We start from the raw sequence: 13,484 nt of genomic DNA, 5'->3' as shown, positions 1-13,484 counted from the left end.
GTTCGGAGCAGACTTCCCATCTCCGTCACTTTTCCAGCCCGAAAACCCTGATCGCGTTTTCGCGCAGGAATTTGGGCCACACCTCGTCCTTGAACGGCACGTTGGGCATGTCGCGCATGATCCTGTCGAGGCTCAGGCCCATCGGGAAATACCCGGCGTAGATGATCTTTTCGGCGCCGCGCGTGTTGGCGTAGTCGACGATTGCCTTGGGGTAGTGCTTTGGCGCAAAGGCCGAGGTCGAATAATACAGGTTCGGATATTTGAGCATCAGCTTCACCGCGAGCTCTTCCCACGGTTCCGCGCCGTGGCGCATCACCAGTTTGAGCTCGGGGAAATACCAGCACACCTCGTCGATCCGTTCGACTTTCTGGGTCTCCATCGGGATCCGCGGCCCCGGCACACCCGCATTCACACAGAACGGAATGTCGAGCTCGCAAGCGAGGGCGTAGAAGGGGAACATGTATTTGTGATCGATCGCCACCCGCGGCAGCGTTCCTGCCGGGAAGCAGCTGAGCGCCGAAAGTCCGACTTCGGCATGGATCCGGCGAATGCGCCGGATTTCGTCGACTCCGCCGTTGGGATCGATCGGCAGGTCGAAGAAGAAGCGGTCGCCAAACCGTTCCTTTGCCCGCCGCGATGTCTCGTTGTCGTTCCAGCCGACCAGCGCGCGCTCCACCCCGTTCGCGTCCATCTGTTCGACCACCCATGCGGTGTAGTCGTCCTGCTTGCCGCTCGCCGGGATATCCTTGAACATGTACTGCGCGGGCATCGAAAACTGTTCGAGTGTCTGCCTGTCCTTGATCAAGGGGCGAAAGCTGGCGAACCAATCGCCGCGGTCTTCCGCCTCCGGAATCCCGAGCATGCAGTCGATGATGCCGATGTCCTTGGGCATTCCTGATCCCTGAGCCATCAGGTCAATTCCTTTCCGAGTTCGTTCCAGCGCGCCCGCAGCGCGATCTTGTCGACCTTGTCGAGATGGTTGCGGGGCAGCGGCTGATCGAGAAACACGACCTTGGCCGGGGCCTTGTACCGCGCCAGCCTGTCGCCCACATGCGCGATCACGGCATCTTCGGTCAGGCCATCCGCCCGCACCACCGCAACCAGCAATTCGCCGAGCCGATCATCGGGTATTCCGAAAGTCGCGCATTCGGAAATTTCGGGGATCTCGGACAGCACCCGCTCCACCTCGGCGCAGTAGATGTTCTCCCCGCCCGAAATGACCATGTCCTTCTTGCGGTCGACGATGAAGAGATAGCCTTCGTCATCGAGATAGCCGACATCGCCGGTGCGCAGCCATCCGTCAGCGGACAGCACTTCGGCGGTTTCGCCGGGCATTCCCCAATACCCCTGCATCACCTGCGCGCTGCGGACAACAATCTCGCCTGCTTCGCCGCGTGGCAATTCCGATCCGTCGGGCGCCTCGACCCGCATTTCGACCAGCGGCACGACGCGACCGGCAGACGCGCGCTTGCGCAGGAAATCCTCACCGACTGCCATCGCCACAGTACCGGTTGTCTCCGTCAGGCCGTATCCCGTCCCCATGACCGCCTGCGGGCAAAGTTCGCGCATTCCGTCGAGCAGGTTGATCGGCAAGGCCTGACCGCCGGTGCCGATATTGGTCAGGCTGGACAGGTCCACGGCGTTGGCCTGTGCTTCGCGCAGCATGTCCCACAGCATGGTGGGTACGGCCGAAAACATCGTGATCTTTTCATCCGCAATCGCGCGGGCGGCTTCCTTTGCATCCCATTTGGGCAGGATGACGATTTTTGACCCTGCCACCAGCGGAGACAGGAACGATGCACCCATGCCTGAAATGTGGAACAGCGGATAGACCAGCAGCACGGCCTGGCGCGGAATGCTGGCGAGCAGTTGCTCCACTGGAATTCCGTATTGTCGCGCGGTGTTGTGCAGCACCATCATCCCCGCCATCTGCATGCTCATGATGCCGGTGATGACGTTGCGATGGGTCAGAACCGCGCCTTTCACCCGGCCCGTGGTGCCGGAAGTGAACAGGATCGCAGCCGGATCGTCTGGCCCTGCCGGGGCAGGGGGCGTGAAGCTGGCTCCGGCGGGCGGAAAATCTGCCGCTTCGATGATGCGCCCCTGATACCCGCCATCGCGCAGCATTTCCGCCCTGTGTTCATCGCTGAGCACAATCTTGGCATCGACTGAGCCGATTGCTGCTGCCAGTTCATCGGGCGAACCGCGGCTGTTGATCAGCGCGACCACTCCGCCCGCGCGCACCACTGCCATATAGCCGATCAGCCATTCGGCGCGGTTGCGCATGCAGATCGCGACCCTGTCACCCGGTTCGATTGCCAGCGTGGCGGCAAGCGCGTCGCGCAAGGCAAAAGCCTTTGCGAAGGTGATCCGGCGATCGCCTTCGACAATGAAGACCTGGTCGCCGTGGCGCTGTGCGCTGGAGATGAACTGGTCGAGATTCTGGGGCGCATTGGCGAACCGCTTGATCCCGTCGACGCTCGCCAGTTCGAATGGCGAGCCCGGTGCGGTGATTGCATCAAGTATCGGGTCGGATGCGCTCATGCCCAGTCCCCTCAGTAAACCGCTGCCGGGTTCTTTTGCGGCGGGCTGCCCAGCATCTCGCGGTAGCTTGGCCGGTCCTTGCCGCGATCGGAAATGCCCAGATCCTTCGCGATTTCCGCTGCGATGTGGACTCCGCCGGAAAGTTCGTCACGATTGGGCGCACGGTCGATCGCGTCGAGGATGTGGGCGGTGAATTCCGGGTTCTCCGCAGTCTCGATGAAATCCTTGTACTGCTCAGGATTGGTCTCGCTGGCGATCTTCGATCGCTCGGTGATCAGCGGGCCCATCCAGATCGAGACGGCAACAACGCCGGTGCCGCGCAGGTCATGCTCCATGTCATGCGCCAACTTGTCGACCCCGGCCTTTTGCGCGCCATAGGCCGGACCGTGCATGTAGCAGCTCGCGCCGAAAGACGATCCGAAAGCGATCAGGCCGCTGCCCTGAGGCACCATCATCTTCGCCGCGTGCCAGCTGGCGACATAGGCGGAGCGCAAGCCGACATCGAGAATGCCCACGGCGTCGAGTTCCTTTTCCCAGAAAGGTTTCTTCTCGATCAGCTGGTGGTGGATGTAGGTGGCGTTGTTGACGAGCATGTCGAGCCGGCCTTCGTCGCGCGCGATCCGGGCGAACAGTTCGGCGATCTGTTCGTCATCGGAATGGTCGCACTGCACCGCAACGCCGCGCCCGCCGAGTGCGGTCACGTTCTGCGCGGTTTCCTCGAAGGTGCCCGGCAGGACCGATCCGTCCCAGCCCTTGGCGCTGCCGGGGGAGGTTGTCCTCCCGGTCACATAGACGGTATAGCCCAGTTCGCCGAGGCCGCGGGCAATGCCTGCACCTGCCCCACGGCTCGCGCCGGTGACAAGCGCCACTTTCGAATCAGACATTGCGAATCCCTCCCAAGCTCACGCAAATCGATTATTTGAGATGACAATAATCGCTATTTGCGAAATTGAAACCCTCAAAATTTGCGCATTCAGGCATCATCCGTGCCTTTTTGTGATGATATCAATGGCTGCCGTGGGCGGTTCAGTCAAAATTTGCCTGCCCGCCATCGAGCGGAATCGTGGCGCCGGTGAGATAACCCAGTTCCGGCTGACACAACGCGACGACGGCTTGCCCGATGTCTTCCTCGCATTCGCCGACGCGGCGCAACGGGATCGTCCGGAAGAATGCTTCGGCTTCGTCCGGATTGTTCTCGATCCACCATTTGAGGCCGGGGCTCTTGGCGTGGGGCGCGAGCGACAGCACCCTGATGTTGTCCGTCCCCCATTCCGCCGCCGCGGCGCGGGTCAGCGGTCGCATCGCCTGCTTGATCGCGCCATAAGCCCCATAGCCCGCCATGTCCCAGCGGACTCCGGCGGAGGAGACCAGGTTGAAGATTACCCCGCCACCCCTTTCGGCCATGCCGGGCTGCACCAGCTTCATCAGCCGGAATGCTGCGAGCGGGCCTGATCGGAATCCTGCTTCGAACGCTTCGTCGGTGACTTTTGCCAGCTTGCCCATCGGAACCTGCTGCGCATTGTTCACCAGAATGTCGATCCCGCCGAAAGCCTCGCCCGCGCTGGCAACCGCGCGTTCGAGATCGCCTGCGTCACAGACATCGCCGCTCACGGATAGCGCTTCGCTGCCGCGCGCCCGGACTTCGTGCGCCGTCGCCTCGAGCTTTTCCAGGGTGCGACCGAACAACACGATCTTCGCCCCGGCGGATGCCAGCGCCAATGCGATGCCTTGCCCCACGCCTTGCCCGGCGCCGGTGATCAGCGCGACCTTGCCGTTGAGTGATGATTTCACAGCGAACTCTCCCAAAATTCGTAAAATTCACTGTCTATGATTACGCAATCAGTTGACAAAATGCCAGAGGCATTCGAGAAATGCGTTGGAGAGGAGCGAAAAAACGTGTCCGCATTCGCAAAAGCATACAGCCCGCTTCAGATCGGGCCCCTGACCATGCGCAACCGCTTTATCAAAGCGGCGACCAATGAAGGAATGGCAAAAGGAGGCATCGTCAGCAAGGGGCTGGCGCGTTTCCATGAAAAGGTCGCCGAGGGCGGGGCCGGGCTGACCACGGTCGCCTATTGCGCCACGTCAAAGGACGGGCGCACTTTCGTCGATCAGGCCACTCTGGATGACGATTCGGTTGCTGATTTTCGCGCGCTTACCGATGCCGTTCACAAGCACGGCGCCGCTGCCAGCGCGCAGATCACCCACGCGGGCAGCTTTACCTTCCTCGACAAGCGCACGCTGCAGACCAACAAGCCACTGTCCTCCTCGGGCGGGTTCAACAAAGTCGGCGTGATGTCGGGCCGCTACTTCAAGAAGAAGATGGACGAATCCGAAATCGCCGCGATGACGCAAGAATTCGTCGCCGCCGCCCGGCGCGCGAAAGAGGCCGGCTTCGACGCGGTGGAACTGCATATGGGGCACGGATATCTGCTCAGCCAGTTCGTCTCGAAACTGTATAACAAGCGCCGGGACGAATTCGGCGGATCGATCGAGAAGCGGATGAATTTCCCTTCAGAAGTGCTGGGACGCGTGCTCGATGCGGTCGGCAAGGATCTGGCAGTCATCGTCAAATTCTCGATGACCGACGGCCCCAAGGGCAACACGATCGAAGACGGTGTCGCGGTCGCGCGGCGGATCGAGGCGGACGGCGCGCATCTGGCCGTTCTTTCCAATGGCATGAATGTCGAGTCGATCACCGCCATGTTCGGTTCTTCACTGCCCAAGCGTGGGGCCCGCCCGTCCAATCCGATCCTGCGTATCGGCATGTTCCTGCAATCGCTCACCGAACCGCCCGAGGTGCAGTTCCGCGAGAATTACCTGCGCGAACTGGCGCTGCGGGTGCGTGGCGAGGTGTCGATGCCGCTTGCCTATCTCGGCGGGGTGCAAAGCCGCGAAGGGGTGGAGCAGGCGATGGATGACGGCTTTGACGCAATCGCGGTGGGCCGGGCGCTGGTCCACGATCCCGCCTTCATCAACCAGTTGCGGGCTGGCGCCGTCCAGCAATCCGGATGCACCGCCTGCAATCGCTGCGTCACCATGATGTACACGCCCGGAGGCACCAGCTGCATCCTGACGCGCGATGGCATTGATCCGGCGCTCAACACCGTGGGGGCCGCGGCATGAGCGCGCCATTCGCGGGCCGCGTCGCCATCGTCACCGGCGGCAGCGACGGCATTGGCCGCGCGACTTCGGAACTGCTCGCGGCAAAAGGCGCGCATGTCGTCGTGCTGGCGCGCAGCATGGACAAGCTGGAGGCCACCCGCGACGCGATCATAGAACAGGACGGCAGCGTGGAGATCCACAGCATCGATCTGTCGGATGCGCAGGCCTACGCCGATCTCGTCGCGCGGATCGCGGATGCCCACGGGCGGCTCGACATGCTCGTGAACAATGCGATGAGCGTGCATTATGCGCCGCTCGACAAATTGAGCCTTGATCACTGGCGCAAGGATTTTGCCGTCAACGCCGATGCGGTGTTCGCCGGGACCAAGGCCGCGATTGCGGCGATGCGCAAATCGGGAGGGGGGAGCATCGTCAATGTCTCTTCCACCACCGCCATTCGCGCCGCGCCGTTCATGACGAGCTATTCCGCCAGCAAGGCGGCGATGATCCAGTTCAGCGCCGTCGCCGCGATGGAGGTCGCACGCGACAATATTCGCGTGAACTGCGTCGTGCCGGGGCAGGTGCAGACCGCCGGAAACGAGGATTTTGCCCGCAAGGCCCCTGAAATCGCGGCCAAGACCGCGCAGGCGATTCCGATGGGTCGCGGTGGTAAGCCGGACGAACTGGCCGAAGCAATCGTCTTCCTGCTGTCCGATGCCGCAGCCTATATCACCGGCGTGGCGCTTCCGGTGGATGGCGGCAAGTCGGCGCAACTTTATCTGCCTTCATGAGCGGAAAGGCCCCTTCAGCCGGAGTGGCCGTGATCACCGGTGCGGCGAGCGGGATCGGTGCGGGTCTGGCGCGTCATGCGGTCATGCGCGGTATGGCGGTGGTTCTGGCGGATTGGGATGAAGCGGGCCTTGCCGCGATTGCTGGCGAACTATCAGGCGAAGTCGCCAAACTGACGATCGATGTGCGCAAGCCGTCCGATCTCGAAGCCTTGGCCGATCTCGCCTATTCCAGGTTCGGGCAGGTGGACCTTCTCTTCAACAACGCAGGGGTGCTCTCCGCCGGTCTGGCATGGGAATTGACCGCTGAAACATGGCAGCGGGTGATGGACGTCAACGTGATGGGCGTCGTCAACGGGATCAGGGCCTTCGTTCCGCGCCTGCTGCAAGAGGGCAGGTCGGCCCGCATCATCAACACCGCATCGGTCGGCGGCTTCTTCGCCAACGGATTGATGGGCCCGTATTTCGCGTCAAAAGCGGCGGTGGTCGCGCTTTCTGAAAGTCTCGCTCATGATCTTGCATCAGCGGGAGGCAAGGTCAGCGTTTCGGTGCTGGCGCCCGGCCCGGTCAATACCGGCATCCTGCGCGAAGAGGGCGGGGTCGGGGCGAAGACCATGATGGAGCGCATGCGCCAGCTCACCAAGCAGCACAGCGCCGATCCGGACAGCTATGCGGCGCTGATCTTCGACGGGATCGATCAGGGCCAATTCTGGATCGTGCCGCAACCCGAGGCGCTGGATGACCGGTTGAAGGCGCGGACCCGGATGATCCTTGATCGGCAATCCCCGGTTGCTGCAATGGGTAAGGAATGAAGCGAATGGAAAGCTGGGACAAAGAAGTCGATGTGCTTGTCGTCGGGTCGGGCGCGGGCGGGCTGCTGAGCGCGCTTGTCGCTGCCGAAAAGGGCGCATCGACGCTGATCATCGAGAAGGAAGCGCTGTGGGGCGGCACCTCCGCCACTTCGGGTGCTGGCATCTGGATCCCGGCCAGCGATCAGGCGCGGGCCGAAGGCTTTGACGACAAGCCCGAGGACGCGTTCAAATATGTCCGCGCGCTGTCGGCAGACAATGTGCCCGATGCCAATATCCGGTCCTATGTCGAAAACGCGGCATGTATGCTGCGCTGGATGGGCGAGCATACCGACATCACCTACTGCTCGTTCCCTTATCCCGATTATCACGCCGAAAACCCCGGCGGCAGCCCGACCGGCTACCGCACTCACATGCCGCTGCCGATGGACGGCAGGAAGCTGGGCAAGGATGTCGAGACGCTGCGCTTCGCGTCACCGGCGGCCAGCCTGTTCGGCTATCTCAACTGGCATTTCGATGAAACTTACATCCTGCTGTTCCGGGCCAAAGGGTGGTGGTGGCACCTCACCAAGAGCCTTGCGCGCTACTGGTTCGACTTGCCGTTCCGGTTCAAGAGCGAGAAGGACCGGCGGCTGACTCTGGGCAATGCGCTGGCGGGCGGTCTACGCATGGCGCTGAACAAGCGCGGAGTGCCGCTGTGGCTCGAAAGCCCGATGGAAAGCCTGATCGAAGAGGATGGCAAGGTCGTCGGCGCGGTGGTGCGCCGTGGCAAGAAGACGCTCCGCATTGGCGCGCGCAAGGGCGTGATCCTGGCGGCTGGCGGTTTCGACAAGAACCAGGAGATGCGCGACAAGCACGCCCCGCTCTATCGCAACGCGCTCTATTCCGGGGGAACCGGCGGCAACACTGGCGACTCCATCCGGGCGGGCCAGTCGGTGGGCGCGGAAACGATGAACATGCATTCGGCATGGGCCGCGCCGGTCTTCTATGTGCCGGGCGAGGATCGCGGGCGGCTTTGCACGATCGAGCGCGCTCTGCCGGGCTGCATGATGGTAAACCAGAAGGGCGAGCGTTACCTCAACGAGGCAGCGAGCTATCACATCGTCGGCCAGCAGATGGCGCGGCGCGAGGCAGAACATGGCGATGCGAGCCCGAGCTGGTTCGTGTTCGATCACACCTATCGCCACAAATACCCAGTCGGCCCCTTGCTGCCGCTGCTGCCAGACTGGGCGCAGAACGGCATGGTCAGGTCGATTCTCAAGAAAGGGCGTACCGTCGCCGAACTGGCGGAGGCGATGGGGGCTGACCCTGCGGTTCTTGGTGCGACAGTCGAACGCTTCAACACCCATGCGGCGAAGGGCGAGGACCCCGACTTCAACCGGGGTGAAGCGGCATACGACAAGATGTATGGCGATCCCTCGGTCACGCCCAATCCGTGTCTCAAGCCGCTGGACAAGGGACCGTTCTACGCCATGCCGATCTATCCGGGCGATATCGGCACCAATGGCGGGCTGAAAACCGACGATCGCGCGCGGGTGCTGAACACCGACGGCAAACCGATTGGCGGGCTTTATGCTGTCGGCAACAATGCCGCATCGGCGATGGGCGAAAGCTATCCGGGGGCAGGGGTCACCATCGGCCCGGCGCTGACCTTCGGATACCTTGCGGCGCGCGATGCGCTGGGCGTCAACGACTAGGCGTCAATCCGCGCGCACCTTTACCTTGGGCGCCGCATTCCCGCGCCGCATCCGGTCGATGAATTCACCGAATGGCGCGGGTTCTGGCACCGGGCCCTCGGGTGCCCCGTCGCGGTCCCAGAATTCGGCGAAGCTGGGGAACAGCTTGTGGAAGTTCCCTTCGGCCCAGTCGGTTCCGGGCCAGCGCATCTTGTTGTCGCCCACCGGCGGCTTGTTCAGGTCGGTCGCATACCAGTAAAGCGGCAGGCGGCGGCGGAAGAACCATTGCCCGTCCTGCCGCTCGTAATCGTCGACATACATCATCTGCATGATGACCCATTCGTCCGCACCGCCTTCGACGGGCGTTTCATGCTCGTTCTTGGAATAGACGATGCCGTGCGCGTGGTTGGCATCGTCCAGTTCGATGATGTGGCCACCGATGTGGTGTGACGTCCCTGTGAAGGGGCTACGCAATGTCTGGTCCATGTATGCGCGCAAAGCCTCGCGTCCGCTCGCATCCTTGCCGACCCGCACATCGGCACAAAAAAGCCCGACCATTGCATCCATGTCGCGCATGTCGAGCGCGAGTGCGTATTTGGCGGGAAGCTGGCGAATTTCCTCCAGCGCCTCAAGGCGTTCGATCCGGGCTTCAAGCGACATCGGGCATCTCCAGAATACTGCGGGTTTCCAGCGAACCATCGAGCGGGGTGTTCTCGCGCCGCTTGACGCGCCAGCCCGCCGCAGTGCGCACCAGCCACCAGCGGTTGGCCGATACCCGCCAGGCTTCGTAAATCTCGCCAGTCCGGCGCATTACGGTGCTGTATCCGACCGCGACTGCGGTGTCCCCCGAAAGCTCGATCCGGTGAGGGGAAAGGATATGCGCGCAGCCTTGCTCCATCAGGCCGCGATGGACCGGGCTGTCCATCATCGCTGCCAGCGCCACGTGGCCTTTGACGAGGCCAAACCCGCCAATGTCATATTCCCCGTCTTCGACCCACAGTTGCGCCAGAGCCTCTCCCGCCCCGGTATCCGCCAACGGGCCGTAAGCCGCGATCAGATTGGCGATTTGCGCCCTGTCTTCAAGCGCCCGCAGCCGTGCAACCGTATCATCCATGAGCTGCTGCCTTCCCCGCTTGCCGCCCGAAGAATGTGCAATCCGCAAGGCTCAGGCCGGACGAATAGCCATGGCCCCAGGCCGGCAGGCCATGGGTGCATCGCCCGGCGGCAAACAGGCCTTTGACGGGATATCCATCCGCACCCAGCACTTCGCCGTTTACCGAGGTGTTGAGCCCGCCCAGTGTGAAGAAGCTGAAATAGCTGGTCTGGAAATTGAGTTCCAGCGCCACGAACGGCGCCTTGTCGAGCGGCGTGAGGATCGGTGCGCGCTTGTCGAACAAGGGATCGCGTCCTTCGCCTGCGTGGGCATTGTAGAACGCCATCGTGTGGGACAGCGTGCCTGCGGGCATCCCCAGTTCGGCCTCGACCTCTTCCCAGCTATCGCCCGTGGCCGCGATGTCGGTGCGGGCGAATTCGGCGGGTTGGGAGAAATGCGCGCTGTCGAGCAGCAGATACACCTTGCCCCCCGGCTGATCGACCGCGCAGCGGCTGACGCGCCCGTGATAGCAATCTTCGTTGATGAAGCGCTGGCCGTGGATGTTGACGAATACCCCCGATGCCTGCGGTTCGGGCATGGTCCAAGGACAGGTGGTGAAGAACTGGTCCATGTGCACCGCTTCGCCGCCTGCCCCTATGCCCATCATGATGCCCGCGCCGTCATCCCTGTCGCCGATGGGATCGTTGATGCGGAAGGTCTGGGGGCAATGTTTGCGGCGCATTTCCTCGTTCATGACAAAGCCGCCGGTTGCCAGCACCACGCCTCTCGTGGCGCGCAGATGCAGGATCGCGCCGTCCGATTTGACGACTGCGCCCACGATCCGTCCTTCATCCTCGATCAGGCCGAGCACGCGTGTGTCGACCATTACCACAGCCCCGAGTTCGCGTGCGCGCGCTTCCAGCCGGTCTACCAGCGGCCGTCCGCCACCCCAGCCGGTGTGCTGGATGGTGTGTCCGCGCGGGGCCGGTTTCGCCCGATCGCAGAACGGCGCGGCGGCTTCGCTGCCCGACCAGATCAGGGTGGAATCGTCAGGCGGCTCGATCAGCTTGCCGGGCAGGAAATTGCCGCGATAGGGGACGCCCTGCGCCTTGAGCCATGCGTAATGATCCAGCGCCTCACGCGCATACAGCTCGCATTTCGCATCGTTGACGCAAGGCCCGCCTGCCAGCTTGAGGTAGGTTTCGAAAGCCTCGGTGCTGTCTTCGAACCCGGCGGCGCGCTGGGCATCGGTGCCGCCGTTTCCGCCGATATAGATTTCGCCCCCGGACAGGGCCGATGCGCCGCCGCTGCCGGAATTGCGTTCAAGGATGGTGACGCGTGCGCCGGCATTCGCCGCTTCGATCGCGGCGCATGCTCCTGCCGCGCCAAAGCCGATGATCAGGACGTCGGTTTCATGGTCCCAGCTTTCGACCGCAGCGGCCGGAAGCGGCCTGTGCAGCGATGGCTCAGGCATTCGCGCCGGCCACCTCTTTCGCCTTGAGCAAGTCGAGAGCGACATCGACGATCATGTCTTCCTGACCGCCGACCATCTTGCGTGCGCCCAGCTCGACCAAAATCTCGCGCGTGTCGAGGCCATAGGTCTGCGCCGCCTTTTCGGCGTGACGCAGGAAGCTGGAATAGACCCCGGCGTAACCCAGCGCGAGCGTTTCGCGGTCGACGCGCACGGGGCGGTCCTGCAAGGGGCGGACGAGATCTTCTGCCGCGTCCATCAACGCCATCACGTCGCAGCCGTGGTTCCAGCCCTTGCGATCGACCGCCGCGATAAAGACTTCGAGCGGGGCATTGCCCGCGCCTGCGCCCATTCCGGCAAGGCTCGCATCAATCCGGACAGCGCCATATTGCGCGGCGACGATGGAATTGGCGACCCCAAGGCCGAGATTGTGGTGCGCGTGCATGCCGCGCTGGGTTTCGGGCTTCAGCACCCGGTCGTATGCCTCCAGCCGTTCGCGCACCCCGTCCATGTCGAGCGCGCCGCCGCTGTCGGTGACATAGACGCATTGCGCGCCATAGCTTTCCATCAACGCGGCCTGGCCAGCCAGCGTTTCCGCATCGATCATGTGGCTCATCATCAGAAAGCCGGACACATCCATGCCCAGATCGCGGGCGATGCCGATGTGCTGTTTCGAAACGTCGGCTTCGGTGCAGTGGGTTGCCACGCGCACCGAACGCACCCCCAGATCATAGGCGCGGCGCAGCTCTTCCACGGTGCCGACACCCGGCAGGATCAGCGTGGTCAGCACCGATTGGGTAAGCACTTCGGCCACCGCCTCCAGCCATTCCCAGTCCGTATGCGCGCCAAAGCCGTAGTTGAAGCTCAAACCCGAAAGGCCGTCGCCATGCGCCACCTCGATCGCGTCAACGCCCGCCTTGTCGAGCGCCGCGGCGATATCGCGCACCTGATCGATGCCGTACATGTGGCGGATGGCGTGCATCCCGTCGCGCAGGGTCACGTCCTGAATGTAAAGCTTTTCGCCAGCCTCGACGTTGAAAGTGCCGGTCATTGTGCAGGCTCCCGCATGGCCAGTTCGCGTTCGGCGATCAGTTCTCCGGTCGCCTTTGCGGCGGCGGTCATGATGTCGAGATTGCCCGAATAGGACGGCAGGTAATCGCCTGCGCCTTCGACTTCGAGCAGGATCATCGTCTTGATACCGGTGAATTCGCCCATGCCGGGGATTTTCAGCGGATTGTTGTCGCCGAACCGTTCGAACTGCACCTGCTGTTTCAGCCTGTAGCCGGGGACATAGGCCTGAACCTTGGCCACCATCGCTTCGACAGAGGCGCGGATCGCGTCCTCGTCCGCGCCTTCGGACAGGGTGAACACCGTGTCGCGCATGATCATCGGCGGTTCGGCCGGGTTCAGGATAATGATCGCCTTGCCTTTGGTCGCGCCGCCGACCGCTTCGATCGCGCGGGCGGTGGTGCGGGTGAATTCGTCGATATTGGCGCGCGTGCCGGGCCCTGCCGAACGCGAGGAAACCGATGCGACGATTTCCGCGTAATGCACCTTGGCGACCTGGCTGACAGCGGCGACCATCGGGATCGTCGCCTGTCCGCCGCAGGTCACCATGTTGACATTGAGCGCGTCGAGATTTGCTTCCATGTTGACCGGCGGGACAGTGAAGGGGCCGATCGCCGCAGGGGTCAGGTCAACGACGCGGATACCATCGGCGCGCAGAGCCTCGTCATGCAGCTTGTGGGCATAGGCACTGGTCGCGTCAAAGGCGATGCCGATATCCTTGTAGCAATCGAGCTTTTTCAGCCCTTCGATGCCTTCGTGCGTGGTCGCTATCCCGCGTTCGCGCGCCATCGCCAGCCCTTCGCTGTCCGGGTCGATCCCGACGACTGCTGCCAGTTCCATGTTCTGCGGATATTTCAGCATCTTGATCATCAGATCGGTGCCGATGTTCCCGGATCCGATGATCACGGCCTTTAGCTTGCCCATGTGCGC

Annotated in this window: 13 protein-coding genes; 4 read left to right on the top strand and 9 right to left on the bottom strand. The window is 62.9% G+C overall.

Annotated features, from left to right (window positions below):
* Nucleotides 1-25 precede the first annotated feature (25 nt).
* The 4 genes from L1K66_RS14555 to L1K66_RS14540 form a co-directional block, all read right to left on the bottom strand.
* On the bottom strand, nt 26-910 hold the full coding sequence (locus L1K66_RS14555) for an amidohydrolase family protein (protein ID WP_252258511.1): 885 nt from the start codon (nt 908-910) through the stop codon (nt 26-28).
* Complete coding sequence (locus L1K66_RS14550; RefSeq protein WP_252258510.1) at nt 910-2,544, bottom strand: class I adenylate-forming enzyme family protein; 1,635 nt, start codon at nt 2,542-2,544, stop codon at nt 910-912. Before L1K66_RS14550 ends, L1K66_RS14555 begins: the two co-directional genes overlap by 1 nt.
* An 11-nt stretch (nt 2,545-2,555) precedes the next feature.
* On the bottom strand, nt 2,556-3,428 hold the full coding sequence (locus tag L1K66_RS14545) for an SDR family NAD(P)-dependent oxidoreductase (RefSeq protein ID WP_252258509.1): 873 nt from the start codon (nt 3,426-3,428) through the stop codon (nt 2,556-2,558).
* A gap of 142 nt (nt 3,429-3,570) precedes the next feature.
* On the bottom strand, nt 3,571-4,335 hold the full coding sequence (locus tag L1K66_RS14540; protein WP_252258508.1) for an SDR family NAD(P)-dependent oxidoreductase: 765 nt from the start codon (nt 4,333-4,335) through the stop codon (nt 3,571-3,573).
* 60 nt (nt 4,336-4,395) lie between these two features.
* On the opposite strand from L1K66_RS14540, the gene L1K66_RS14535 reads away from it, so the two are divergent.
* The 4 genes from L1K66_RS14535 to L1K66_RS14520 are packed head-to-tail and all read left to right on the top strand — an operon-like array spanning nt 4,396 to nt 8,943.
* Nucleotides 4,396-5,670: an NADH:flavin oxidoreductase gene (locus L1K66_RS14535; RefSeq protein ID WP_407931956.1), complete on the top strand. Its 1,275-nt coding sequence runs from the start codon at nt 4,396-4,398 to the stop codon at nt 5,668-5,670.
* Complete coding sequence (locus L1K66_RS14530) at nt 5,667-6,440, top strand: SDR family NAD(P)-dependent oxidoreductase (RefSeq protein ID WP_252258507.1); 774 nt, start codon at nt 5,667-5,669, stop codon at nt 6,438-6,440. Before L1K66_RS14535 ends, L1K66_RS14530 begins: the two co-directional genes overlap by 4 nt.
* Entirely contained in the window at nt 6,437-7,249 is an 813-nt protein-coding gene (locus L1K66_RS14525) for an SDR family NAD(P)-dependent oxidoreductase (RefSeq protein WP_252258506.1), read from the top strand. Before L1K66_RS14530 ends, L1K66_RS14525 begins: the two co-directional genes overlap by 4 nt.
* Nucleotides 7,250-7,254: 5 nt before the next feature.
* Complete coding sequence (locus L1K66_RS14520; protein ID WP_252258505.1) at nt 7,255-8,943, top strand: FAD-dependent oxidoreductase; 1,689 nt, start codon at nt 7,255-7,257, stop codon at nt 8,941-8,943.
* 3 nt (nt 8,944-8,946) lie between these two features.
* Here the strand turns inward: L1K66_RS14520 and L1K66_RS14515 are convergent, their stop codons facing one another.
* The 5 genes from L1K66_RS14515 to L1K66_RS14495 are packed head-to-tail and all read right to left on the bottom strand — an operon-like array spanning nt 8,947 to nt 13,478.
* The gene (locus L1K66_RS14515) at nt 8,947-9,582 is read right to left on the bottom strand and encodes a nuclear transport factor 2 family protein (protein ID WP_252258504.1); all 636 of its coding nucleotides are present in this window, start codon (nt 9,580-9,582) and stop codon (nt 8,947-8,949) included.
* Nucleotides 9,572-10,036, bottom strand: a complete 465-nt coding sequence (locus L1K66_RS14510; protein ID WP_252258503.1) for a nuclear transport factor 2 family protein — start codon at nt 10,034-10,036, stop codon at nt 9,572-9,574. The genes L1K66_RS14515 and L1K66_RS14510 overlap by 11 nt, the downstream gene beginning before the upstream one ends.
* Entirely contained in the window at nt 10,029-11,489 is a 1,461-nt protein-coding gene (locus L1K66_RS14505) for an FAD-dependent oxidoreductase (protein ID WP_252258502.1), read from the bottom strand. The genes L1K66_RS14510 and L1K66_RS14505 overlap by 8 nt, the downstream gene beginning before the upstream one ends.
* A complete protein-coding gene (gene dmpG / locus L1K66_RS14500; RefSeq protein ID WP_252258501.1) occupies nt 11,482-12,537 on the bottom strand; it encodes a 4-hydroxy-2-oxovalerate aldolase in 1,056 nt (351 codons plus the stop codon). Before dmpG ends, L1K66_RS14505 begins: the two co-directional genes overlap by 8 nt.
* Nucleotides 12,534-13,478, bottom strand: a complete 945-nt coding sequence (locus tag L1K66_RS14495) for an acetaldehyde dehydrogenase (acetylating) (protein WP_252260525.1) — start codon at nt 13,476-13,478, stop codon at nt 12,534-12,536. Before L1K66_RS14495 ends, dmpG begins: the two co-directional genes overlap by 4 nt.
* Between the last annotated feature and the right edge of the window lie 6 nt (nt 13,479-13,484).

Origin of the sequence: Erythrobacter aurantius (assembly GCF_023823125.1) — a bacterium.
In the GTDB taxonomy this organism is placed as follows: Bacteria; Pseudomonadota; Alphaproteobacteria; order Sphingomonadales; family Sphingomonadaceae; genus Erythrobacter; species Erythrobacter aurantius.
Note: the sequence above shows the minus strand (reverse complement) of the source record. Positions and strands in the feature narration are given on the sequence as shown.

Excerpts from the sequence above, each read along its gene's own strand:
- L1K66_RS14510 (WP_252258503.1), bottom strand. The coding sequence starts at position 10,036 with ATGGATGATACGGTTGCACGGCTGCGGGCGCTTGAAGACAGGGCGCAA.
- L1K66_RS14495 (WP_252260525.1), bottom strand. The coding sequence starts at position 13,478 with ATGGGCAAGCTAAAGGCCGTGATCATCGGATCCGGGAACATCGGCACC.
- L1K66_RS14530 (WP_252258507.1), top strand. The coding sequence starts at position 5,667 with ATGAGCGCGCCATTCGCGGGCCGCGTCGCCATCGTCACCGGCGGCAGC.
- L1K66_RS14520 (WP_252258505.1), top strand. The coding sequence starts at position 7,255 with ATGGAAAGCTGGGACAAAGAAGTCGATGTGCTTGTCGTCGGGTCGGGC.
- L1K66_RS14505 (WP_252258502.1), bottom strand. The coding sequence starts at position 11,489 with ATGCCTGAGCCATCGCTGCACAGGCCGCTTCCGGCCGCTGCGGTCGAA.
- dmpG (WP_252258501.1), bottom strand. The coding sequence starts at position 12,537 with ATGACCGGCACTTTCAACGTCGAGGCTGGCGAAAAGCTTTACATTCAG.
- L1K66_RS14535 (WP_407931956.1), top strand. The coding sequence starts at position 4,396 with ATGCCAGAGGCATTCGAGAAATGCGTTGGAGAGGAGCGAAAAAACGTG.
- L1K66_RS14515 (WP_252258504.1), bottom strand. The coding sequence starts at position 9,582 with ATGTCGCTTGAAGCCCGGATCGAACGCCTTGAGGCGCTGGAGGAAATT.
- L1K66_RS14550 (WP_252258510.1), bottom strand. The coding sequence starts at position 2,544 with ATGAGCGCATCCGACCCGATACTTGATGCAATCACCGCACCGGGCTCG.
- L1K66_RS14525 (WP_252258506.1), top strand. The coding sequence starts at position 6,437 with ATGAGCGGAAAGGCCCCTTCAGCCGGAGTGGCCGTGATCACCGGTGCG.
- L1K66_RS14545 (WP_252258509.1), bottom strand. The coding sequence starts at position 3,428 with ATGTCTGATTCGAAAGTGGCGCTTGTCACCGGCGCGAGCCGTGGGGCA.
- L1K66_RS14555 (WP_252258511.1), bottom strand. The coding sequence starts at position 910 with ATGGCTCAGGGATCAGGAATGCCCAAGGACATCGGCATCATCGACTGC.